The following is a 22,635-nucleotide window of genomic DNA, read 5'->3' as shown; positions in this document are numbered from 1 at the left end:
AGCTTCCGGGTATCACGTCGTGATTGTTGCTGTCCAAGGACCCTAACGCGCAGGCCGGGCCGCAGAATCCCTCACGCAGAACTGTTCGCTGTCAGCGCAGGGTCGCACCCGGCCCGCGCCGGACGACAGCGGGCCCGGACACCGTACGGCGTCCGGGCCCGCTGACTGCCTGGCGGGGCTACCGGGGCACTCAGGCCTCGGTGTCCTCCTCGGCCTTGTCCTCGGCGGCGGCCTCGACGGTCTCGGCCGTCTCGTCCTCGTCGTCGAAGTTGATCTCGTTGCCCTCGGTGTCGACGACCTTGGCGGCCTCGACCACGGTGGCCAGCGCCTTGCCGCGGGCGACCTCGCCGACCAGCAGCGGAACCTGGCCGCCCTGGACGACCTGCTGGGCGAACTGGTCCGGGGTGAGGCCCGAGCCGGCGGCGCGGCGGATGAGGTGCTCGGTGAGCTCCTCCTGGTTGACGCCCAGCTCCTCGTTGGCGACGATCTGGTCCAGGACGAACTGGGTCTTGATGCCCTTCTTCGCCTGCTCCTCGATCTCCGCGTCCCACTCCTCGCGGGTCTTGCCCTGGGTCTCCAGGTAGGTGTCGAGGTTCAGACCCATCGGCTCGAGCTGGTGGTGCTCGACGTTGTGCTTGCGGGTCTCGATCTCGTCCTTGAGGAGCTTCTCGGGGTACTCGATGTCAACCAGCGCGAGCAGCGCGTCCAGCACCTTCTCCTGGGCCTGGGTGGCCTGGTCGTACTCCTTCATGCGCTCCAGGCGCTTGCGGGAGTCGGCGCGCAGCTCCTCCAGGGTGTCGAACTCGCTGGCCAGCTGGGCGAACTCGTCGTCCAGCTCCGGCAGCTCCTTCTCCTGGACGGCGGTGACGGTGACGGTGACCTCGGAGGTCTTGCCCGCCTGGGTGCCACCCTTGAGCTCGGTCTCGAAGGTCTTCTCCTCGCCGGCCGACAGGCCGACGACGGCCTCGTCGATGCCGTCGATCAGACGGCCCGAGCCGATCTCGTAGCTCACGCCGGTGGCGGTGCCGTCCTCCGGCACCTCGCCGTCGACCTTGGCGACCAGGTCGACGACCACGATGTCACCGGTGGCCGCGGCGCGCTCGACGTCCTTGACCGAGGAGAAGCGCTCGCGCAGCTGCTCCAGCGACTTCTCGACGTCCTCGTCGGAGACGGCGATCGGGTCGACGGTCACCTCGATGGAGGAGAACTCCGGCAGGGTGATCTCCGGACGGACGTCCACCTCGGCGGTGAACTTCAGGTCACCCCCGTCGGCGATCTTCTCGACACCCTCGATGTTGGTGATGTCGGGCTGGCCGAGGACCTCGATCTTGCCCTCGTCGACGGCCTGCGTGTAGAAGCGCGGCAGGGCGTCGTTGACGGCCTCCTCCAGCACGGCGCCACGGCCGAAACGCTGGTCGATGACGCGAGCCGGGATCTTGCCCTTGCGGAAGCCCGGGACCGTGACCTGCTGGTTGATCTTCTTGTACGCCGCGTCGAGGCTGGGCTTGAGCTCCTCGAAGGGCACCTCGACGGTGAGTCGAACCCGGGTCGGGTTCAGAGTCTCGACGGCGCTCTTCACGGTTAGGTCTCCTAGGGGCTTGCGGTCAGATTGTCTCCGCCCGTTCCTTCCGTTCGGCCGGAGCCGGTACGGGTGGTTCGGGCGAGACGGGCGATGGGCGGTTGGAGCTGCATCTCCCGTGGGCGGACGGTGAGCGTGACTCCTCGCCCTCGTGCGGTTGACCTGGGTGGACTCCACAGGGACTACCGCCAGCGGCCCATCCTACCGGTACCACGAAAGGCGGACGCCAGACGCCACCGTACCGCCCAACAGAACAGGGCCCCGCCCCGGTGGGCGAGACCCTGCCGCACTCACTGTCGGGGTGACCGGATTCGAACCGACGGCCTTCCGCTCCCAAAGCGGACGCGCTACCAAACTGCGCCACACCCCGTGGTGCCGAGCAGAAGCGTACACGCCGGGCCTGCACGGTTCGCCGACTATTTCGGGGCGGCGCGGAAGAGGGCGCGGGAGGAATCGGGTGTGCACGAGAAGGGTGGACCAGGTACGCTGTCTCCCGGACTTCCGGCCGGGAACGGCTCGCGGGGTTCGCGCGGGCGTAGCTCAATGGTAGAGCCCTAGTCTTCCAAACTAGTCACGCGAGTTCGATTCTCGTCGCCCGCTCTTCCGGCCCGGCCCCGGTGCGCCCAGCGCACCGGGGCCGTCGGCGTTTCCGGAGCACCCGTCCGACCCGGCGGGCCGGAGCGGGCCCGGCGGTCGCGCCGGCCCGCGGCGTCAGAGCCCGAGCCGGGCGGCCCGGGCCGCGGCCCGGTCGAGCAGCTGGTGGACGTCGCCCACCCGGGTGGTGGGGCGGTCGTTGTACTCGTCCGGGGAGCTCGCCGGCCGTCCGGTGGCGTGCAGCACCTCCATCAGCTGGACCCGGGCGGTGCGCACGGTGGCCGGGGTGCCGTAGCCGTACGCCAGGACGGCGGCCTGGGCGCCGAGCAGGCAGACCCGGCCGGACCGGTCCCACATGGCGCCCTGCAGCCAGCCGTGGGCGCCGATGTAGCGGGAGGCGAGCCGCAGGTGGTCGGCGGCGCTGACCGGAACGGGCCGGGCGGGGCGGCCCAGCACCCGGTCGAGCAGGGTCGCCCGGGGGGCCAGGAAGCCGGCGTTCCAGGGGCGCAGCGTCGCGCCGTACCGGCAGACGTAGGGGGCCGGGGTGCGGACGGGGGCGGGCAGCGAGGCGAGGTACGCCTCGATCTCGGCGACCAGGCCGGTGCCGTCCGGGTGGACCAGGAGCGGCGGGAAGGTCGTCGGGGCGGTGCGGGGCATGCGGGTTCTCCAGGCGGGTGGCCGTCAGTTTCCGCTCCCCAAAGTGGGGCATTCCAGACATTTCCGCGAGCGGAGTGCGCCCGACCGCGGGCGGTTTCCGGGTTGGCGGCCGGGCCGATAGCCTCGGCGGCGTTCGAGCGCAGTTCGAGCGCGACCGGAGTCGGCGCGTTCCCCGAGGTGGAGGAGAGCCGGTGCGTCCGCAGGAGCGACTGGCCGTCATACAGCGCTGCGTGATCCGGGAGATGGCGCGCCTCGGTCAGGTGTTCCGCTCGGACGGCGACGTGGTGCGCGGCCCGGGGACCACCGCGGTGGCGGTGCGCGACCACCCGGGCGACGACGGCTCCGGGCACGTGGACCTCGGCTTCGTGCTGCACCTGGGCCGGGCGGACGCGCCGGTGGTGTGGGACTGCGCCGCGGGCCTCGGCAAGACCGAGGAGGAGAAGCTCGCGAACGCGGTGAAGATGTGGGCGACCACCACCGCCTCGGTGCTGGTCGAACTCGCCGAGGGGCGCGGGGTGCACGCCGACCACGCCGACCTGCCCGAACTCCCGGGCTGGCACGCGGTGCAGGGGCCAGCGGCGGTCTTCGGGTTCGGCAACGAGCACCTGGCCGGCTGGCTCGCCGAGCACCGGGTGCTGCCGGCGCTGGCGCCCGCGCTGCGCGCGGAGGTGACCGGGCCGGGACCGGTGGGCGTGAAGCTCTTCCTGGGCGGCAAGGCGGGCGACGACATCGCCGAGGTCCGGGTGGGCGGCGAGGTGTCGGAAGCGGCCTCCGCGGCGCTGCACGCGCTGGACTGGCCCCGGGGCGAACGGCTGTGCTGGGCGCGGCTGTTCGTGCTGCTGACGGCGGAACGGGCAGCACCGGTCCCGGCCGCGCCCGCCGGCGCCGCGGCACCGGCACCGTGGCGCGCCCCGGCGGCGGCACGCCCCCGGGGTCTGTTCGCCCGCTGGCGGGAGGCCCGACGGGCCGGCCGGTGACCGCTACTCGCCCACTCGCCGGCCCGGCCCGGTCAGCCGCCGGTGATGCTGGAGATGCTGTGCGCCAGGTTGGACAGGATCGAGTTGATCGAAGTCGCCATGGTGGTCTCGTGCAGCATGAAGCCGAACAGGGCGGCGACGATCGCGTGCGGGATCTTCATCTGCTTGTTCCGGATGAAGATGATGCACAGGATCGCGAACAGGACCAGCGCGGAGACGGAGAGTGCCACCCGGACTCACTTCCTCGTTTCGTAGCGTGGCGCCGCCGCCCGGCGGCACCTGCGAAGCCGGACCCCGGCCTGTCCGACGGTCCCGAGGCGGAATCGCGGACCGCCCGGCGCAGTGCCGGCCGGGGAGCTCACGCCCGTGCGCTGTCTGGTGTGCCGCACGTGTCGCCCCCCATTCCCCCGAATCCTGAAGTCCCGCCCGGACTCAGTGTGGTCGACCGTGCCGGTTGCGTAAAGGTCTGACGGCCTGCCCACCCCGGACATCCTGCGATGCGAGACGAGTTTCCGCCGACCGGGACGATAGCGGAGCCGTTCTGACGGATGGTCGGCGGGGCGGGCTGAGCGGCCGGGAGAGTCGTCGGGCCGGGAGCGGAAGCCGCTGATCCGGTCCGTCGACGGGGCGTCCGATATGGCCGAAGATCAGCGGCCAGGCTTGACAGCGCCGCTGCCGCTGGCATGTGCCTCAGCCGAGCGCCGGCAGCCGCCTCAGTCGCGCCACAGCAGCAGGACGGCGCGGTCGTCGTTGATGTCCCGGGCCACCGTCTCGATCAGCGCGCCCGCGGCGCCCGCGCGGGCGCCCGGGGCGCCGCCGGGAACCAGCCGGTCGGCCTCCCCCATCAACCGGTCCATGCCCTCGGTGAGGTCCCGGCCCGGCGCCTCCACCATGCCGTCGGTGCACAGCAGCAGCACGTCGCCGCGGTTCAGCCGGCCGCGCACGCCCTCGAACTTGGCGCCGTCGTAGATCCCCAGCAGCGGGCCCTCGGCCTGCTTGACCTCCCAGCGTCCGGCGCCGGCCAGCCGCTGCATGCCGGGCAGGTGCCCGGCCGAGAGCAGCTCGTACTCGCCGGTGTCCAGGTCCAGCACCAGGTGGACGGCGGTGGCGAAGCCCTCCTCCCAGGACTGGCGCAGCAGGTAGCCGTTGGCGGCGGGCAGGAAGTCGTGCGCGGGCAGCGAGCCGACCAGGCCGCCGAAGGCGCCGGAGAGCAGCAGTGCGCGGGAGCCGGCGTCCATGCCCTTGCCGGAGACGTCCGCGAGCACCACCTCCAGCAGCCGCTGGCCGGGGCCGGTGCGGGCGGCCACCACGAAGTCCCCGGAGAACGACTGCCCGCCGGCCGGGCGCAGCGCCATGTCGGCGTGCCAGCCGTCCGGCAACCGGGGCACCCGGCTCTGCACCCGCAGCCGCTCGCGCAGGTCGAACAGCATGGTGGAGCCGCCCCACCACGGCACGCCGACCCGGGCCCGGAACTGGGCCAGCAGCAGGCCGCCGACCCCGGCAGCGCCGACCACCAGCGCGGCGCCCGGGGTCACGCCGTAGGTGTAGGCCTCCGGGTTCTCGCTGGCGACCCGCTGGCCGGTGTGGATCACGGACTCGGCGGACAGGCCGAGGGCGGCCAGCGCGTAGAGCACCACCAGGCTGCCGGGGCGCAGCAGCAGCGCGCCGGCCAGGATCGGCAGGACGAGGGCGGTGGGCGGGGCCCAGTCGGGGATCCAGACATTGAGCAGGATCAGCAGCGGGACGAGCAGCGCGAGCGCGCCGAGCACCGGCCAGTCGGCGGCGCCGCCGCGGAAGTAGTCGACACCGGCGGTGCGCAGCCTCCGGCGGACCCGGCGGACCCTCTTGCGCAGCCGGGCCGTCACGGGCTCGGACGCCGGGGCGGCGCCGGGCCTCGTCGCAGTCGTCTGGGGCGGTGCGCCCGGCGGTCTGCCAGCCATGGGGTCCGACCCTATCCACGGGTGCGGCCCGGCGTCGACGGGCCGGGGGCGGGCGGCGGCGTCGGCGCGCGGGGAGCTCAGAGGGTTTCGGCCGATCGGCGCGGTGCGGGCGTGCCGTCAGGAGGCGTACGCCGGTTGGGCCCGGGGGCTCGGGCGCGGCGTGCGCGCCCCGTGCGCGGGAGGCTGCGTGCGCCCGAGGCCTGTGGCCGATCCCACAGGCCCGGCCCGGGGGCGGGCCCGCGGGACCGGCCCGCAGCCGGGGGTGGGCGGACACCGGGCGCCCGGACGGCGACGGCCGGCCGCACGGGAGGGTGCGGCCGGCCGTCGTGGGCGGGTGGGGGGCGGGATCAGCCCTGCGGGTGGTGGGCCGGGATCGGCGGGAGCTCGCCGGTGGTCTCGTACTCGCTCAGCATCTCGATCCGGCGGGTGTGCCGCGCCTCGCCGCTGTAGGGGGTGTTGAGGAAGACCTCGACGAACCCGGTGGCCTCCTCGAGGGTGTGCATCCGGCCGCCGATGGAGATCACGTTGGCGTTGTTGTGCTGACGGCCGAGCTCGGCGGTCTGCTTGCTCCAGGCCAGCGCCGCCCGGACGCCCTTGACCTTGTTGGCGGCGATCGCCTCGCCGTTGCCCGAGCCGCCGATCACGATGCCCAGGGCGTCCTCGTCGGCGGCGGTGCGCTCGGCGGCGCGCAGGCAGAACGGCGGGTAGTCGTCCTCGGCGTCGTAGATGTGCGGCCCGCAGTCGACCGGCTCGTGGCCGGCCCCCTTCAGCCACTCCACCAGGTGGTTCTTCAGTTCGTATCCGGCATGGTCGGAGCCCAGGTACACGCGCATGCCATGAGTGTGGCATGCGCGTGCGGCCCGGCCCGACAACGGGGGCGTCAGCGCCTGCCGAGCACCTTCCAGGCCAGCGGCAGGGCACCGGCCGCGAGGGCCGCCTTGAGGGCGTCGCCGACCAGGTACGGGTAGAGGCCGAGCTCGGCGGCACGGGCCAGCGACACGTGCAGGGCGAACGCCAGGTACGGGACGCCGACCGCGTAGATGGCCAGGCTGCCGAGGACCATGGTGACGGCGGTGTTCACCGGCGTCCGGTCGGCGCCGCGGCGGGCCAGCGCGCCGGTCAGGGCGGCGGCGAGGACGAAACCGATCACGTAGCCGAAGGAGGGCATCGCCCAGCCGGAGGTGCCCTCGGCGAACCAGGGCAGGCCCGCCATGCCGGCCAGCAGGTACAGGGCGAGCGAGGCGACGCCGCGGCGGGCCCCGAGCGCGGTGCCGACCAGCAGGGCGGCGAAGGTCTGGCCGGTGACCGGCACCGGCGAGCCCGGGACGTTCACGGACAGCTGCGCGGCCGCACCGGTGAGCGCGGCGCCGCCGACCACCAGGGCGAGGTCACGGGCCTGCGCTCCGACACGGGTGGAGGCGGCGGGCAGCAGGTCGGCGAGGACGGCGCGGCGCGCTATCGGGGTGGTGGCAGGGGCCATCGGGATCCTCCGTAAGGGTCCAGGTGAGTGAACACCTGTGAACCTACGCGGTGATCCACTGCCTCGCCGCCACGGTTTCGGACAAAGCCGGGCCCTCGGACGTTGTCGGAACCGGCCCCTCGGCACGCTCCGCGACCACTCCGTCACGGTGGGGTGTGCTCCGGTCCGCATGGTGGGCCGGAAGCGGCCATTGTTGGCATGACCCGGGAGCCCACCGGATATTGGACAGCTCATGTCGCATTCCGCACAGTCTGGACCCACCCCTATGGCCCCCTCCTCCGCGTCGACGGCGCCCGGGACCACCGACGCCGACGGCCGACCGGCCGACGGCCCGGCCTCCGGCAGCCAGCAGCTCAGCCACGGACTCAAGCAGCGCCACCTGTCGATGATCGCCCTCGGCGGCGTCATCGGCGCCGGCCTCTTCGTCGGCTCGGGCGCGGGCATCGCGGCCGCCGGTCCGGCGATCATCCTCGCCTTCACCCTCTCCGGACTGCTGGTCATGCTGATCATGCGGATGCTCGGCGAGATGTCCGCGGCCCGTCCGGCCTCCGGCTCCTTCTCGGTGCACGCCGAGAAGGAGATCGGCCCCTGGGCCGGGATCACGGCCGGCTGGATGTACTGGGTGATGCTCTGCTGCGGCGTCGCCGCCGAGGCCACCGCCGCCGGAAAGATCGTCAACGGCTGGATACCCGGCGTCTCCGCCTGGGTCTGGGTCGGCCTCTTCATGGTGTTCTTCTGCGCCAGCAACCTGACCGCGGTGAAGAACTTCGGCGAGTTCGAGTTCTGGTTCGCCACCGTCAAGGTCGCCGCGATCGTCGCCTTCCTCGTCCTCGGCGTGCTCGGCGTCACCGGGGTCCTCGGCCCCGGTGCCCCCGGCACCGGCAACCTCACCGGCCAGGGCGGCTTCCTGCCCACCGGCGTCAGCGGGCTGATCGTCGGCCTGCTCGCCTCGGTCTTCGCGTACGGCGGCCTGGAGACGGTGACCATCGCCGCCGCCGAGTCCGACGACCCCAAGAAGAACGTCGCCAACGCGGTGCGCACCGCGGTGTGGCGGATCGCGATCTTCTACATCGGCTCGATGGCCCTGGTCGTCACCCTGGTCTCCTGGAAGGACCCGGCGGTCGTCACCGACGGTCCGTACGTCACGGTGCTGCGCCACCTCGGGGTGCCCGGCGCCGGCGCGATCATGGAGGTGGTGGTGCTGATCGCGCTGCTGTCCGCCATGAACGCCAACATCTACGGCGCCTCCCGGATGGCGTACTCGCTGGTCGGCCGCGGCCAGGGCCCCAAGGCGCTGGCCAAGGTCAGCGGCGGGGTGCCGCGCCGGGCGGTGCTGGCCTCCTGCCTGTTCGGCTTCGGCGCCGTGCTGGCCGCCAAGTTCTGGCCCGCCACCGTGTTCACCTGGCTGATGAACACCACCGGCGTGGCCATCCTGGTGGTCTGGCTGTTCATCTGCATCGTCCAGCTGCGGATGCGCCGCCGACTGGAGCGCGAGGCGCCCGAACTGCTCACCGTGAAGATGTGGGGCTACCCGTACCTGACGTGGTTGGCGATGGCCGCGGTGGCCGGCATCCTCGCGCTGATGACCACCACCGAGGGCAACCGCCAGCAGCTGTACGCGGCCGGGGTGCTGGTCGCGCTGCTGATCGGGGCGGGCCTGCTCAAGCAGCGCCGGGACGCGGCGGCGGGCTGACCCCGCCGGTCCGCCTCAAAGGCCTGGAACAGGCGCCGAGAGGGCGCCGAGAGCACGCGGAAGGGCCCGGTACCGAGCACGGTACCGGGCCCTTCCGCGTGCCGGGGCCGGGGCCTACTCGAAGGACGGGCCCGCCGTACGGGTGCGCTTGATCTCGTGGAAGCCCGGGGTGGACGCCACCAGCAGGGTGCCGTCCCAGAGCCGGGCCGCGGCCTCGCCCTTCGGCGCCGGGGTGACCACCGGGCCGAAGAAGGCGACCCGCTCGCCGTCCGCGCCCTCGACCGCGATCACCGGCGTGCCGACGTCCTCGCCGACCAGGCTGATGCCCTCCTTGTGCGAGGCGCGCAGGGCCTCGTCGTACGCGTCGGTGTCGGCCGCGTCCGCCAGCTCGGCGGGCAGACCGGCCGCGACCAGGGCGGCCTGGACCGTCTCCCGGTTCTGCGGCAGGCCCTGGTTGTGGAAGCGCAGGCCCAGCTCGGTGTACAGCCGGCCGAGCACCTCCTCGCCGTGCTGCTCGGCGGCCGCGATGCAGACCCGCACCGCGCCCCAGGCGTTGTCCAGCAGCTCGCGGTACTCCTGCGGCAGGTCGCGGTGCTCGTTGAGCACCGACAGGCTCATCACGTGCCAGTTCACGTCGACCGGACGCAGCTGCTGGACCTCGATCAGCCAGCGGGACGTCATCCACGCCCACGGGCAGGCGGGGTCGAACCAGAAGTCGGCGGTCTTGCGCTCAGCGGCAGTCGTCACTGGGTGTCGTCCTTCATGAGGTGGTCCGAGGCGGCGGGGGTGCGACCCCCATCCCGAACCCAACACCCGTCCCGCGCCGGTGATTCCGGCCCCCGCCCGGCAGCCTGTGCAATGGTACCGGCCGGGGCGGGCGTGAAAGGATGCCCCTGCGTGCGCGACGCACACCGCGCACCGGACATCCACAGACGCACCACCGTGCGAGCCGGACAAAGGAGTACCGCCGTGCCGGGCAAGAACCTGAGCCGCGACGAAGCACAGCAGCGAGCCGGCATCCTGGCCGTGGACGGCTACACGGTCCACCTGGACCTGACCTCGGCCCCCGATCCGGCCGCCGCCACCTTCCGCTCGACCACCACCGTCGCCTTCCGCTGCTCCCAGCCCGGCGCCGCCACCTTCCTCGACCTGCTCGCCCCGGCCGTCCGCTCCGTCACCCTCAACGGCCGCGCCCTGGACCCGGCCACCGCCTACGACGGCGCCCGGGTGCACGTCGACGGCCTGGCCGCCGAGAACGTCCTCACCGTCGAGGCCGACTGCGCCTACAGCCGCACCGGCGAAGGCCTCCACCGCTTCGTCGACCCGGCCGACGGCGAGACCTACCTCTACACCCACTACGAGCCGGCCGACGCCCGCCGGGTGTTCGCGAACTTCGAACAGCCCGACCTGAAGGCCCCGTTCAGCTTCACGGTCACCGCCCCGGCCGACTGGGACGTGCGGTCCAACGCCCCGCACGAGCGCGTCGGCGCGGCCGGGCCCCACCCGTCCGAGGACGGGCGGGCAGCCGAGGCGGCCGGCGCAGGCACCGCCCGCACCTGGGAGTTCGCGCCGACCAAGCCGATCTCCACCTACCTCACCGCCGTGGTGGCCGGCCCGTACCACGTCGCCCGCGACCACTACAGCCGCGAACTCGCCGACGGCACCACCCTGGAGATCCCGCTCTCCGCGATGTGCCGCAAGTCCCTCGCACCGTACTTCGACGCGGACGAGATCCTCGGCGTCACCAAGCTCGGACTCGACTTCTTCCACGAGGCGTTCGACTTCCCGTACCCCTTCGGCAAGTACGACCAGGCCTTCGTCCCCGAGTACAACATCGGCGCGATGGAGAACCCGGGCTGCGTGACCTTCAAGGAGGAGTTCGTCTTCCGCTCGAAGGTCACCGACGCCGCCTACGAGTCCCGCGCCAACGTCGTCCTGCACGAGATGGCGCACATGTGGTTCGGCGACCTCGTCACCCCGCGCTGGTGGGACGACCTGTGGCTGAAGGAGTCCTTCGCCGACTTCATGGGCTCCTACGGCCTGATCGGCGCCCGCACCCGGTACTCCTCCGCCTGGGTCACCTTCGCCAACCAGCGCAAGGCCTGGGCCTACCGGCAGGACCAGTTCCCCACCACCCACCCGATCACCGCCGACATCCGCGACCTCGAGGACGCCAAGCTCAACTTCGACGGCATCACCTACGCCAAGGGCGCCGCCGTCCTCAAGCAGCTGGTCGCCTACGTCGGTTCGGAGGCCTTCTTCGAGGGCGCCCGCCGCTACTTCCAGCGCCACGCCTTCGGGAACACCGAACTCGCCGACCTGCTGGACGTGCTGGAGGAGACCAGCGGCCGCGACCTGAAGAGCTGGGCCGCCGACTGGCTGCAGACCGCCGGCGTCAACGCGCTCACCCCGCAGGTCACCACCGACGCCGAGGGCCGGATCACCGAACTGGCCGTCCTCCAGGACGGCGACGTGCTGCGCCCCCACCGGATCGCGGTCGGCCTCTACGACCGGGACGCCGACGGCGCCCTGGTGCGCACCGGACGGATCGAACTGGACGTCACCGGCGCCCGCACCGTCGTCGCCGAGGCCGTCGGCCGCCCCCGCCCGGCGCTGGTGCTGCTCAACGACGAGGACCTGACCTACTGCAAGGTCCGCTTCGACGCCGACTCGCTGGAAACCCTGCGCACCGGCCTCGGCGACATCCACGACGAGCTGGCCCGCGCGCTCGCCTGGTCCGCCGTCTGGAACCTCACCCGGGACGGCCTGATGCCGGCCCGCGACTACGTCGCCCTGGTGCTGCGCTTCGCCGGCCAGGAGGGCAACATCGGCGTCCTCCAGTCGCTGCACGCCCAGGCCAAGACCGCCGTCGACCTCTACGCCGCCCCCGAGTGGCGCGCCGAGGGCGCCCGGCAACTCGCCGACGGCGCCCTGCGCGAGCTGCGCGAGGCCGTCCCCGGCAGCGACCACCAGCTGGCCTGGGCCCGCTTCCTGGCCCAGACCGCGGGCGGCGCCGAGCACCTCGGGCTGGTCCGCGGACTGCTGACCGGCAGCGCCCGGATCGACGGGCTGGAGGTCGACCAGGAGCTGCGCTGGTCGCTGTGGCTGGCCCTGGCCGCCGCCGGGCAGGCCACCGACGAGGAGCTGGCCGGGGAACTGGCCGCCGACAACACCGCGGGCGGCAAGCGCCAGCACACCCTGTGCCTGGCCGCCCGGCCCACGCCGGAGGCCAAGGCCGCCGCCTGGTCGGCCGTGATCGACTCCGACGAGCTGCCCAGCGCCCTGGTCGAGGCCAACAGCGCGGGCTTCGCCATCCCGGCCCAGCGCGACCTGACCGCCCTCTACGCGGCGCCGTACTTCAAGCTGCTGGAGAAGGTCTGGGCCGAGCGGACCATCGAGATCGCGATCCGGATCGTCGGCGGCTTCTTCCCGATCGCCCAGACCGACGAGCAGACGCTGGCCGAGGCGGACGCCTGGCTCGCCGGCCACCCGCAGGCCGCGCCCGCGCTGCGGCGCCTGGTGCTGGAGCGCCGGGACGACCTGGCGCGTGCGCTGCGGGCGCAGGCCTGCGACCGGGTCTGACCGAGCGGTCCGGGCCACCCGGGCCGTCCGGGCGGTCCGGCCCGGGCTCTGTCCGGGCTGCCTGACCTGCCCGGCTGCCTCCTGCCCGGCCCTGTGCGGTCCCGGCCGGTCGTTCGGACTGCCTCGCCCCGAGGGGCCCGCGGTGCGCGAGCACGGCGGGCCCCTCGGTACTTCCCAGGGGCCGGCCCTGGCAGCGGTGCGGACGCGGCGGCACGCGGAAGGGCCGGACCGCGCGGTGCGGTCCGGCCCCTCTCAGCCGCTGGTGCGGGGCTGGTCTCAGCCGATCAGCGAGCGCAGCACGTACTGCAGGATGCCGCCGTTGCGGTAGTAGTCCGCCTCACCTGGGGTGTCGATGCGGACGACCGCGTCGAACTCCTTGCTGGTCCCGTCGGCGCCGACCGCCTCGACCTTGACGGTCGCGGGGGTGCGGCCCTCGTTGAGCTCGGTCACGCCGGTGATGGAGAAGGTCTCCTCGCCGGTCAGGCCGAGGGAGTCGGCGTTCTGGCCCTCGGGGAACTGCAGCGGCAGGACGCCCATGCCGATCAGGTTCGAGCGGTGGATGCGCTCGTAGGACTCGGCGATGACGGCCTTGACGCCGAGCAGCGCGGTGCCCTTGGCGGCCCAGTCGCGGGACGAACCGGAGCCGTACTCCTTGCCGGCCAGGACGACCAGCGGGATGCCGGCGGCCTGGTAGTTCTGCGAGGCGTCGTAGATGAACGACACCGGCGCGTCGGCCTGGGTGAAGTCGCGGGTGTAGCCGCCCTCGGTGCCCGGCGCGATCTGGTTGCGCAGGCGGATGTTGGCGAAGGTGCCGCGGATCATGACCTCGTGGTTGCCACGGCGCGAGCCGTAGGAGTTGAAGTCGCGCTTCTCGACACCGTTGGCGGTCAGGTACTGCGCCGCCGGGGTGCCCGGCTTGATGTTGCCGGCCGGGGAGATGTGGTCGGTGGTGACCGAGTCGCCCAGCTTGGCCAGGACGCGGGCGCCGGCGATGTCGGTCACCGGGCTCGGGGTCTTGGCCATGCCCTCGAAGTACGGGGGCTTGCGGACGTAGGTGGACTCGGCGTCCCACTCGAAGGTGTTGCCGGTCGGGACCGGGAGCGACTGCCAGCGGTGGTCGCCGGCGAAGACGTCCTGGTAGCCCTTGTCGAACATGTCCTGGTCGATGGAGCCCGCGACGACGTCGGCGACCTCCTGCTCCGACGGCCAGATGTCGGCGAGGAAGACGTCGTTGCCGTCGGCGTCCTTGCCCAGGGCGTCCTTGGTGATGTCGACGTTCATGTTGCCGGCGAGGGCGTAGGCGACCACCAGCGGCGGGGAGGCCAGGTAGTTCATCTTGACGTCGGGGTTGATCCGGCCCTCGAAGTTGCGGTTGCCGGAGAGCACCGAGACGACCGCGAGGTCGGACTCGTTGACGGCGGCCGAGACCTCCTCGGGCAGCGGGCCCGAGTTGCCGATGCAGGTGACGCAGCCGTAGCCGACCAGGTTGAAGCCCAGCTTCTCCATGTAGGGGAGCAGGCCGGCCTTCTCGTAGTAGTCCATGACGACCTTGGAGCCGGGCGCCAGGGTGGTCTTGACCCAGGGCTTGACCTGCAGGCCCTTCTCCACGGCCTTCTTCGCCAGCAGGGCGGCGCCCAGCATGACGGAGGGGTTGGAGGTGTTGGTGCAGGAGGTGATCGAGGCGATCACGACCGCGCCGTTGTCGATCTCGTAGGTCGAGCCGTCGGGGGAGGTGACGGTGGTCGGCTTCGAGGCCTCGGCGGAGTACGCCGGCAGCGCCTCGGCGAACTTCTGGGCGGCCTCGGCCAGGATCACGCGGTCCTGCGGGCGCTTCGGGCCGGAGATCGACGGGACGACGGTGGAGACGTCCAGCTCCAGGTACTCGGAGTAGACCGGCTCGACCGACGGGTCGTGCCAGAGGCCCTGCTCCTTGGCGTACGCCTCGACCAGGGCGAGCTGCTGCTCGTCGCGGCCGGTGAGCTTCAGGTAGTTGATGGTCTCGGCGTCGATCGGGAAGATCGCGCAGGTCGAGCCGAACTCCGGCGACATGTTGCCGATGGTGGCGCGGTTGGCCAGCGGGATGGCGCCGATGCCGTCGCCGTAGAACTCGACGAACTTGCCGACCACACCGTGCTTGCGCAGCATCTCGGTGATGGTGAGCACCAGGTCGGTGGCGGTGGTGCCGGCCGGCAGCTGGCCGGTCAGCTTGAAGCCGACCACGCGCGGGATCAGCATGGAGACCGGCTGGCCCAGCATGGCGGCCTCGGCCTCGATGCCGCCGACGCCCCAGCCCAGCACGCCCAGGCCGTTGACCATGGTGGTGTGCGAGTCGGTGCCGACGCAGGTGTCGGGGTAGGCCTGGCCGCCGCGGACCATGACGGTGCGGGCCAGGTGCTCGATGTTCACCTGGTGGACGATGCCGGTGCCCGGCGGGACGACCTTGAACTCGTCGAAGGCGGTCTGGCCCCAGCGCAGGAACTGGTAGCGCTCCTTGTTGCGGCCGTACTCGATCTCGACGTTCTGGGTGAAGGCGTCCTTGGTGCCGAACTTGTCGGCGATGACGGAGTGGTCGATGACCAGCTCGGCCGGGGCCAGCGGGTTGATCTTGGCCGGGTCGCCGCCCAGCTCCTTGACGGCCTCGCGCATGGTGGCGAGGTCGACCACGCACGGCACGCCGGTGAAGTCCTGCATGATCACCCGGGCCGGGGTGAACTGGATCTCCTGGCTCGGCTGGGCGTCGGCGTCCCAGTTGCCGAGGGCGCGGATGTGGTCGGCGGTGATGTTCGCGCCGTCCTCCGTGCGGAGCAGGTTCTCCAGCAGCACCTTGAGGCTGTAGGGCAGCCGCTCGGAACCCTCGACGGCGGAGAGCTTGAAGATCTCGTACGACTCGTCGCCCACCTGCAGCGAGCTGCGGGCGTCGAAGCTGTTCGCGGACACGACTGACTCCTTCTGGGTGCTTCGTGCGATATCCGGCCGTCACGAGGTGGTAAGGTCACCCTTACTTAGGCTGACCTTTCCCGCATCGGCGGCGAGCGCCTCTCGGCAAGTATCTTGATGTCGAGATATATCGTAAGGGGCAGTTATCTCGATGTCGAGATAAACCATAGTGCATGCCGCCGCCGACACCACCGCAGGCATCCCCCGCTGCGCGACGGCGCTGGTCAGCGGCCGGCACCACCACCAGCTCACCACCGGAGCCCGCGGACGGCGAGGGGACGACGGACCCGGCCCACCGCAGCGGACCCGGCCACCGCAACGGCGCCGGCCACCGCGCGCCGCTCGCGGGGAGCCGCCGGGTACGGTGGCCGCTGTGGCGACGGGCGCCGTGGCGGCGGGCGCTGCGGCGACAGGCTGTGGTGACGGGCTGAGGGGGCCGACCGATGATCGTGGTGGACGCATCCGCACTGGTGCTGGCACTCGCCGACCAGGGATCGCGCGGGGCCCGGGCCCGGGCCGAACTCGCCTCCGACGGCGAGTGGCTGGCCCCCGAGCACATCGTCGTCGAGGTGATGCAGTCGCTGCGCGGGCTCTACCTCGCCAAGCAGCTGACCGCCGAGCGGGTCGCCGAACTCACCGCCGAACTGGCCGCGGTGGCGATCCGCAAGGTCGAGGTGGCGCCGCTGCTCGGCCGGATCTGGGAGCTCAAGGACAACCTCACCCCGGACGACGCCGCGTACGTCGCGGTGGCGGAGCGGTACGGCGTGCCGCTGGTCACCGCCGACCTGCGGCTGATGCGGGCCAGCGGGCCGCGCTGCGAGATCAGGGGCATCCACCGGGAGGCGGACTGAGAGTGTCCCCGGCGGGACGGCCGCGTTAGCAGGGTGACCGTCGCCCTGCCCGTGGAAGGCCCGTCCCGATGCCCGCACCGCTCGCCGCCGCCCTGCTGCCGCTGGCCCTGCTCGCCCCCACCGCCTCTCCGGTCTCCGTCCTGGACGCCCACTTCGACCCGGCGAGCGCCTTCGTCCCGCCGGCCGCGATCAGCTACGCCGACGACCTCGTGCCGTACGGCTCGCACGTCCGGGTCGTCACCGACCGCTCGACGCCCGGGCGGACGGTGCTCACCCTGACGGCGGCGGGGCTCGCCCCCGATCACGAGTTCCCGGTGCACCTGCACACCGGCGCCTGCGGCGCCGAGCCGGCCTCCTCCGGGCCGCACTACCAGGACGTGGTCGACCCGGTGCAGCCGTCCACCGACCCGGCGTACGCCAACGACCGCAACGAGCTGCGGCTGGTGCTGCGCACCGACGAACGGGGCCGGGGCACCGCGAAGGCGGCGGTGGGCTGGCAGCCCCGCCCGGGCGAGGCCCGCTCGCTGGTGCTGCACGCGGGCACCCCGGCCGGCCGGCACGCGGCGGGCGACCGGGTGGCCTGCGTCAGGCTGGAGAAGTAGCCGTCGGAGGGCGGTCCGGGGGGCGGGCTTGAGGCGGCAGCGCGCCGGGCGGGTGCCGGTCCGGCAGGGCGCCGGGCGGCAGCCGGTCCGGCAGGGCGCCGGGCGGGTCAGGAGCCCAGGGTGGCGACCAGGACCGCCTTGATGGTGTGCAGGCGGTTCTCGGCCTGGTCGAAGACGATGGAGTGCGCCGACTCGAACAGCTCGTCGGTGCACTCCAGCTCGGTCATGCCGGTCGCCTCGTACATCTGCCGCCCGACCACGGTGCCCAGGTCGTGGAACGCGGGCAGGCAGTGGAGGAACTTCACGTCCGGGTTGCCGGTGGCCCGGACGGTGTCCATCGACACCTGGTACGGCTTGAGCAGCTCGATCCGCTCCGCCCAGACCTCCTTGGGCTCGCCCATCGAGACCCAGACATCGGTGTAGAGGAAGTCGGCGCCCACCACGCCCTCGGCCACCTCCTCGGTCAGGGTGATCCGGGCGCCGGTTCCCTCGGCCAGCTGCTGCGCGGCCTTCTGCACGTCCTCGGCCGGCCAGAGCGCGCGCGGCGCCACGATCCGGATGTCCATGCCGAGCAGGGCGCCGGTGACCAGCAGCGAGTTGCCCATGTTCGAACGGGCGTCGCCCAGGTAGGCGAGGGCGACCTCGGTGAGCGGCTTGGGGGTGTGCTCGGTGACGGTGAGCACGTCGGCCAGCATCTGGGTGGGGTGCCACTCGTCGGTCAGGCCGTTCCAGACCGGGACCCCGGCGTGCTGGGCCAACTCCTCGACGACCTCCTGGCCGTGACCGCGGTACTCGATGCCGTCGAACATCCGGCCCAGCACCCGGGCGGTGTCCTTCACCGACTCCTTGTGGCCCATCTGCGAACCGGCCGGGTCCAGGTAGGTGGTGCCGGCGCCCTGGTCGTGGGCGGCGACCTCGAAGGCGCAGCGGGTGCGGGTGGAGGTCTTCTCGAAGATCAGCGCGATGTTCTTGCCCCGCAGTCGGGGCTGCTCGGTGCCCGCGTACTTGGCCGCCTTGAGCCCGGCGGCGAGGTCCACCAGGAAGCGGAACTCCTGGGGCGTGAAGTCGAGCTCCTTGAGGAAGTGCCTGTTCCGGAGGTTGAAGGCCATGCCGGGCTCCTGGGGTGACGGGACTGCGGAAAGAGGGCAAGTGTATACGATGCTCAGTATTTATATGCGGGGCGGTCGAGAACGAAGGGAGAGCCCGGGCCGGACTCCCCCTTCACCGCGACCGCCCGCCGGGAGGCCTCGCAGCTCCGCAGCTCCGCAGCCCGCCGCCCCTGTGGCACCACCGCGCTGCAGCCCCGGCAGCATCGGCAGTCCCACTGCCTCCGCTACAGACGCGGATCGACCGGCTCGGACTCCAGCGCGAGCACGGCGAACACCGGCTCGTGCACCCGCCACAGCGGCTCACCGGCCGCCAGCCGGTCCAGCGCCTCCAGGCCCAGCGCGTACTCGCGCAGCGCCAGCGAACGCTTGTGGCCCAGCGAGCGGCGGCGCAACCGGTCCAGGTGCTCGGTGTAGTCCGGGCCGTAGACGATCCGCAGGTACTCCCGCCCGCGCACCTTCATGCCCGGCTGCACCAGGCCGCCGGGACGGCCCTCGCCGCGGGTGCTCCGCGCGACCGAAGCCAGCGGCTTGACCACCATGCCCTCGCCGCCCGCGCCGGTCAGCTGCTCCCACCAGGCGGTGGCGGCGGCCATCGAGGCCTCGTCCTCGGTGTCCACCAGGACCCGGCCGGTCCGGCGCAGCATCGGCTCCTCGCCGGCCGGGGCCTGCGGGGTGGGGTTCTGCGCGGCGGCGCTCCGCTCGGCGGCGCTCCGCTCGGCGGTGTTCCGCTCGTCGGCGTCCACCAGGCGGTCGATCCGGGCCAGGTGCTCGTCGTGCGGGCGCACCGCGAGGTTCGCCCCCTCGGCGGCCAGCAGCTGGAACGGCGCCAGCCGGACGCCCGACAGCCCCTCGGTCGGCCAGCAGTAGCGCCGGTACGCCTCGGTGAACGCCGACGCGTCGGCGAGTCGTCGGCGCTGGCGCCCGGTCAGCTCCCCGAGTTCCAGTCCGCGCCCGGCGGCCTGCTCCAACGCGGACAGCACCACGGGCAGCGCGGCGCCGGCCGCCGCACCGACCGCCGCGTACTGGCGGCGCAGCAACTCCACCGCCTTGAGCGACCAGGGCATCAGCTCGGCGTCCAGCAGCAGCCAACCGGAGTCCAACTCCTCGAACAGCCCGGCGCGTTCGGCGGCCTCGCGGACCCGCCCCAGCACGGCCGCGGTCAGCTCCCCGTCGTCGAGGAACGCTCGGCCCGTGCGGGTCCAGATCGCGCCCGGCCCGGCCACCCCGAACCGCCGCTCCAGCGCGGCGTCCTCCCGGGCGACCAGCAGCACCGCGCGCGAGCCCATGTGCTTCTCCTCGCAGACCAGGTGCCGGACACCGTCGGCGCGGTAGGCGAGGAAGGCCTCCTCCGGGTGCTCCAGGTAGCCGTCCCGGCGGGACGTCGGGCTCGGCGCCATGGTCGGCGGCAGGTAGCCGAGCAGCCTCGGGTCCAGCGCGAAGCGGCTCATCACCTCCAGCGCCGCCGCGGCGTTCTCCTCCCGGACGGCGACCCGCCCGTGCAGACCGGTCTCCACCACCCGGCGCCCGGCCACGTCGGCGAGGTCCAGCGGACGGCCCTCACGGGCACCCGGCGCGTCGGTGATCAGCGGACGCACCGGCGCGTACCACTCCCGCTCGGCCGGCACGCTCACCAGCTCCCGCTCGGGGTAGCGCAGCGCCGTCAGGCTGCCGCCGAAGACGCAGCCGGTGTCCAGGCAGACGGTGTTGTTGACGAAGCTCGCACTCGGCACCGGGGTGTGGCCGTAGACCACCAGCGCCCGCCCCCGGTACTCCTCGGCCCACGGGTAGCGCACCGGCAGGCCGTACACGTCGGTCTCCCCGGTGGTCTCCCCGTACAGGGCATGGGAGCGGACCCGGCCGGAGTTCCGGCCGTGGTACTTCTCCGGCAGACCGGCGTGGCAGACCACCAGGGCGCCGCCGTCCAGCAGGTAGTGGCTGACCAGGCCGCGCATGAAGGCGCGCACCTCGGCCCGGAACTCCTCGCTCTCCCCGGCCAGCTGGTCCAGCGACTCCTGCAGGCCGTGCGAGACGGTGACTTTCTTGCCGTCCAGCGCCCGGCCGAGCTTGTTCTCGTGGTTGCCGGGCACGCAGATCGCGTGGCCCGCCGCCACCATGCCCATCACGAGGCGCAGCACGCCCGGGGTGTCGGGGCCGCGGTCGACCAGGTCGCCGACGAAGACGGCGGTGCGGCCCGCGGGGTGGACGGCGTCCACCGGGCGGCCCGCGTCGTCCCGGCTGAGGGTGTAGCCGAGACGGGTGAGCAGGGTCTCCAGCTCGGAGCGGCAGCCGTGGATGTCACCGACCACGTCGAACGGGCCGCTCAGGTGACGCCGGTCGTTGTAGCGCTTCTCCAACTCGATCTCGACGGAGGCCACTTCGGCCTCGCCGCGCAGGACGTGCACCTTGCGGAAGCCCTCGCGCTCCAGACCGCCCAGCGAGCGGCGCAGCTCGCGGTGCTGGCGCGGCACGACGTGGGCGGGCAGCTGACGGTCCGGACGGGAGCGGTTGCGCTCGGCGCACACGCCCGGCGGGACGTCCAGGACGATCGCGATCGGCAGCACGTCGTGCTCGCGGGCGATCCCGACCAGTCGCCGGCGCGTCTCGGGCTGGACGTTGGTGGCGTCCACCACGGTGAGGCGGCCCGCCGCCAGACGCTTGCCGACGATGTAGTGCAGGAGGTCGAAGGCCTCGGCGGAGGCGGACTGGTCGTTCTCGTCGTCGGCGACCAGCCCGCGGCAGAAGTCGGAGGAGACCACCTGGGTGGGCAGGAAGTGGCGGCGGGCGAAGGTGGACTTGCCCGCGCCGCTGGTGCCGATCAGGACGACGAGGGAGACGTCGGTGACGGGGAGGCGGCGGGGGGCGGTGCTCACGGTGCCGTCGTCGGTCATCGGGGTTCGCCTCCTTCGGGCGTCGTGGCGGTCGTGCTGGTGGTGGCCGTGGCGGTGGCGGTCGCGGCGGCGGCCGGGACGGCGGCGGCCGTGGTCGTCCGGCCGGTGTCGGAGGCCGTACGGAACAGGGCGAGCTGGGTCGGGGCGCCGACCTCCTCGTCCTCGGGGCCGACCGGGCGCAGCTCGACCGTGTAGCCGTACCCGGCCGCCACCCGCTCGGCCCAGGCGCGGAACTCCGCCCGGGACCACTCGAAGCGGTGGTCGGCGTGCCGGACACGGCCCGCCGGGAGGCCCTCCCAGCGCACGTTGTACTCCACGTTCGGCGTGGTCACGATGACCGCCTCCGGCCGGGCCGCACCGAACACCGTGTACTCGAGGGCGGGCAGCCGCGGCAGGTCCACGTGCTCGATCACCTCGCACAGCACCGCCGCGTCGTAGCCCCTCAGCCGGGAGTCGGTGTACGTCAGCGCCCCCTGCGTCAGTGTCACCCGGGCCGCCCGCCGCTCCGGCAGGCGCTCCAGGCGCAGCTTGCGGTTCGCCGCGCGCAGCGCCCGCATGGAGACGTCGACGCCGAGGATGTCGGTGAACCGGGCGTCCTTCAGCAGCTCGTCGATCAGCTCGCCCTGGCCGCAGCCGAGATCGGCGACCCTGGCCGCGCCGGTCTCGCGGAGCGCGGCGAGGATCGCGGCGCGGCGCTGCTCCGCGAGGGAAGGCTGCGGGGACTCCGACTGCCGCCGGGTGCCGTCGGTGGTGCCGGTGGTGCCGGTGGTGCCGGCCGCGTCGGTGGCGCCGGCGTCCTGGGGAGTCCCGGCTTCGTCGGCGGTTCCGGTGTCCTCCTCCGGTCGGTCGTCGTCGACCGCGTTGTCGACCTCCTCGACCTCGCGGTCGTCCGCCTCGGCCAGCCGGGCCAGTTCCAGGCGCTCCATCGCCGCCCTGGTCAGCGACCAGCGCCGGGCCAGGTAGCGGCGCGTGATCAGCGTGCGTTCCGGGTGGACGGCCAGCCAGCCCTCACCGGCGGCGAGCAGCTTGTCCACCTCGTCCGGGGCGACCCAGTAGTGCTTGGCACCGTCCAGCACCGGCAGCAGTACGTACAGCTGCTGGAGGGCGTCGGAGAGCAGCGCCGCGTCCGAGGCCAGCACGACCCGCACGTAACGGGACTCGCCCCACTGCGGGAACGCCTCGTCCAGCGGGACCGCCGTCGCCTCGACCCGCCAGCCCAGCGGTTCGAACAGCCGGGCCACCAGCGCCGGACCGCTGCCCTCGCCCGCGCCGTTCGCGGGCACGGCGGGCAGCTCGATCCGCAGCGGGCGGGCCCGACCGGGCAGCTCCGGACGGGCCGGGCAATCGCCCTTCATCGCGGACCGGAACACCGTCCGCAACGCCACCGCGAGCAGCGAGGACGCGGCGTACGGGCGGTCGTTGACGTACTGGGCGAGCGCGAAGTCGGGCGAGCCGCCGCGCCCCCCGCCGTCGCTCCCGCCCTTGACCTTGCGGACCAGCGCGATCGGGTCGACGTCCAGCAGCAGCGCCGCCGTGCAGACCGCGTCCTGCGCCTGCGGGTAGAAGACGTGGGCCTCGCCGTGCGACGTGGCGAACCGCTGGACCTTGTCGGGGTGCTTGTGCAGCAGGAACCCGAGGTCGGTGGCCGGGGCCTCAGCGCTGCCGGTGGTGGAGATCGACATGAACACCCGCCGAAGTATTGCCCAGCGCCCAGGCTCCGGGCACCGGGATTTCCCTCCGCCCGGG

16 protein-coding genes and 2 tRNA genes are annotated in these 22,635 nt (G+C 72.9%); 6 read left to right on the top strand and 12 right to left on the bottom strand.

Annotated elements, in window-relative coordinates:
* Window positions 1-190 precede the first annotated feature (190 nt).
* Both tig and ACGF07_RS22555 read right to left on the bottom strand, forming a co-directional pair.
* Window positions 191-1,579: a trigger factor gene (gene tig, locus ACGF07_RS22560; protein WP_350741908.1), complete on the bottom strand. Its 1,389-nt coding sequence runs from the start codon at window positions 1,577-1,579 to the stop codon at window positions 191-193.
* 296 nt (window positions 1,580-1,875) lie between these two features.
* A tRNA-Pro gene (locus tag ACGF07_RS22555) sits at window positions 1,876-1,949 on the bottom strand.
* A 159-nt stretch (window positions 1,950-2,108) separates the two neighbouring features.
* Here ACGF07_RS22555 and ACGF07_RS22550 point away from each other — a divergent pair.
* Window positions 2,109-2,179 (top strand) — tRNA-Gly (locus ACGF07_RS22550).
* A gap of 111 nt (window positions 2,180-2,290) precedes the next feature.
* Here the strand turns inward: ACGF07_RS22550 and ACGF07_RS22545 are convergent.
* Window positions 2,291-2,830, bottom strand: a complete 540-nt coding sequence (locus ACGF07_RS22545; RefSeq protein WP_350749965.1) for a hypothetical protein — start codon at window positions 2,828-2,830, stop codon at window positions 2,291-2,293.
* A 191-nt stretch (window positions 2,831-3,021) separates the two neighbouring features.
* Here ACGF07_RS22545 and ACGF07_RS22540 point away from each other — a divergent pair, with 191 nt between their 5' ends.
* A complete protein-coding gene (locus ACGF07_RS22540) occupies window positions 3,022-3,807 on the top strand; it encodes a DUF6348 family protein (protein ID WP_392901460.1) in 786 nt (261 codons plus the stop codon).
* 32 nt (window positions 3,808-3,839) lie between these two features.
* Here the strand turns inward: ACGF07_RS22540 and ACGF07_RS22535 are convergent, their stop codons facing one another.
* The 4 genes from ACGF07_RS22535 to ACGF07_RS22520 form a co-directional block, all read right to left on the bottom strand.
* Window positions 3,840-4,037, bottom strand: coding sequence for a hypothetical protein (locus tag ACGF07_RS22535; RefSeq protein ID WP_350749969.1), 198 nt, complete (start codon window positions 4,035-4,037; stop codon window positions 3,840-3,842).
* Between the two features lie 483 nt (window positions 4,038-4,520).
* Window positions 4,521-5,747, bottom strand: coding sequence for a PP2C family protein-serine/threonine phosphatase (locus ACGF07_RS22530; protein ID WP_350749971.1), 1,227 nt, complete (start codon window positions 5,745-5,747; stop codon window positions 4,521-4,523).
* Between the two features lie 347 nt (window positions 5,748-6,094).
* Window positions 6,095-6,580: a ribose-5-phosphate isomerase gene (locus ACGF07_RS22525; protein ID WP_350748994.1), complete on the bottom strand. Its 486-nt coding sequence runs from the start codon at window positions 6,578-6,580 to the stop codon at window positions 6,095-6,097.
* A 47-nt stretch (window positions 6,581-6,627) separates the two neighbouring features.
* Window positions 6,628-7,227: a biotin transporter BioY gene (locus ACGF07_RS22520; protein WP_392901458.1), complete on the bottom strand. Its 600-nt coding sequence runs from the start codon at window positions 7,225-7,227 to the stop codon at window positions 6,628-6,630.
* 265 nt (window positions 7,228-7,492) lie between these two features.
* On the opposite strand from ACGF07_RS22520, the gene ACGF07_RS22515 reads away from it, so the two are divergent.
* Window positions 7,493-8,920, top strand: a complete 1,428-nt coding sequence (locus ACGF07_RS22515; RefSeq protein ID WP_392901456.1) for an amino acid permease — start codon at window positions 7,493-7,495, stop codon at window positions 8,918-8,920.
* A gap of 114 nt (window positions 8,921-9,034) precedes the next feature.
* Here ACGF07_RS22515 and ACGF07_RS22510 read toward each other — a convergent pair whose 3' ends face one another.
* On the bottom strand, window positions 9,035-9,667 hold the full coding sequence (locus tag ACGF07_RS22510) for a DsbA family protein (RefSeq protein WP_392901454.1): 633 nt from the start codon (window positions 9,665-9,667) through the stop codon (window positions 9,035-9,037).
* Window positions 9,668-9,889: 222 nt separating this feature from the next.
* Here ACGF07_RS22510 and pepN point away from each other — a divergent pair, with 222 nt between their 5' ends.
* Complete coding sequence (pepN, locus tag ACGF07_RS22505) at window positions 9,890-12,502, top strand: aminopeptidase N (RefSeq protein WP_392901452.1); 2,613 nt, start codon at window positions 9,890-9,892, stop codon at window positions 12,500-12,502.
* Window positions 12,503-12,778: 276 nt separating this feature from the next.
* On the opposite strand, the gene acnA is transcribed toward pepN, so the two are convergent.
* A complete protein-coding gene (gene acnA, locus ACGF07_RS22500; RefSeq protein WP_350740956.1) occupies window positions 12,779-15,439 on the bottom strand; it encodes an aconitate hydratase AcnA in 2,661 nt (886 codons plus the stop codon).
* A 443-nt stretch (window positions 15,440-15,882) separates the two neighbouring features.
* Between acnA and ACGF07_RS22495 the strand changes: the two genes are divergently transcribed.
* A complete protein-coding gene (locus tag ACGF07_RS22495; protein WP_350740954.1) occupies window positions 15,883-16,290 on the top strand; it encodes a type II toxin-antitoxin system VapC family toxin in 408 nt (135 codons plus the stop codon).
* Between the two features lie 68 nt (window positions 16,291-16,358).
* The gene (locus tag ACGF07_RS22490; RefSeq protein WP_392901450.1) at window positions 16,359-16,892 is read left to right on the top strand and encodes a superoxide dismutase family protein; all 534 of its coding nucleotides are present in this window, start codon (window positions 16,359-16,361) and stop codon (window positions 16,890-16,892) included.
* Window positions 16,893-16,999: 107 nt separating this feature from the next.
* Here ACGF07_RS22490 and argF read toward each other — a convergent pair whose 3' ends face one another.
* The 3 genes from argF to ACGF07_RS22475 form a co-directional block, all read right to left on the bottom strand.
* Window positions 17,000-18,001, bottom strand: coding sequence for an ornithine carbamoyltransferase (argF, locus tag ACGF07_RS22485; RefSeq protein ID WP_350740950.1), 1,002 nt, complete (start codon window positions 17,999-18,001; stop codon window positions 17,000-17,002).
* Window positions 18,002-18,225: 224 nt separating this feature from the next.
* Window positions 18,226-20,889, bottom strand: coding sequence for a polynucleotide kinase-phosphatase (locus ACGF07_RS22480; protein WP_392901448.1), 2,664 nt, complete (start codon window positions 20,887-20,889; stop codon window positions 18,226-18,228).
* Window positions 20,886-22,577, bottom strand: a complete 1,692-nt coding sequence (locus ACGF07_RS22475) for a 3' terminal RNA ribose 2'-O-methyltransferase Hen1 (protein ID WP_392901446.1) — start codon at window positions 22,575-22,577, stop codon at window positions 20,886-20,888. Before ACGF07_RS22475 ends, ACGF07_RS22480 begins: the two co-directional genes overlap by 4 nt.
* Window positions 22,578-22,635: the final 58 nt, after the last annotated feature.

Origin of the sequence: Kitasatospora sp. NPDC048194 (assembly GCF_043202455.1) — a bacterium.
Taxonomy (GTDB): domain Bacteria; phylum Actinomycetota; class Actinomycetes; order Streptomycetales; family Streptomycetaceae; genus Kitasatospora.
Note: the sequence above shows the minus strand (reverse complement) of the source record. Positions and strands in the feature narration are given on the sequence as shown.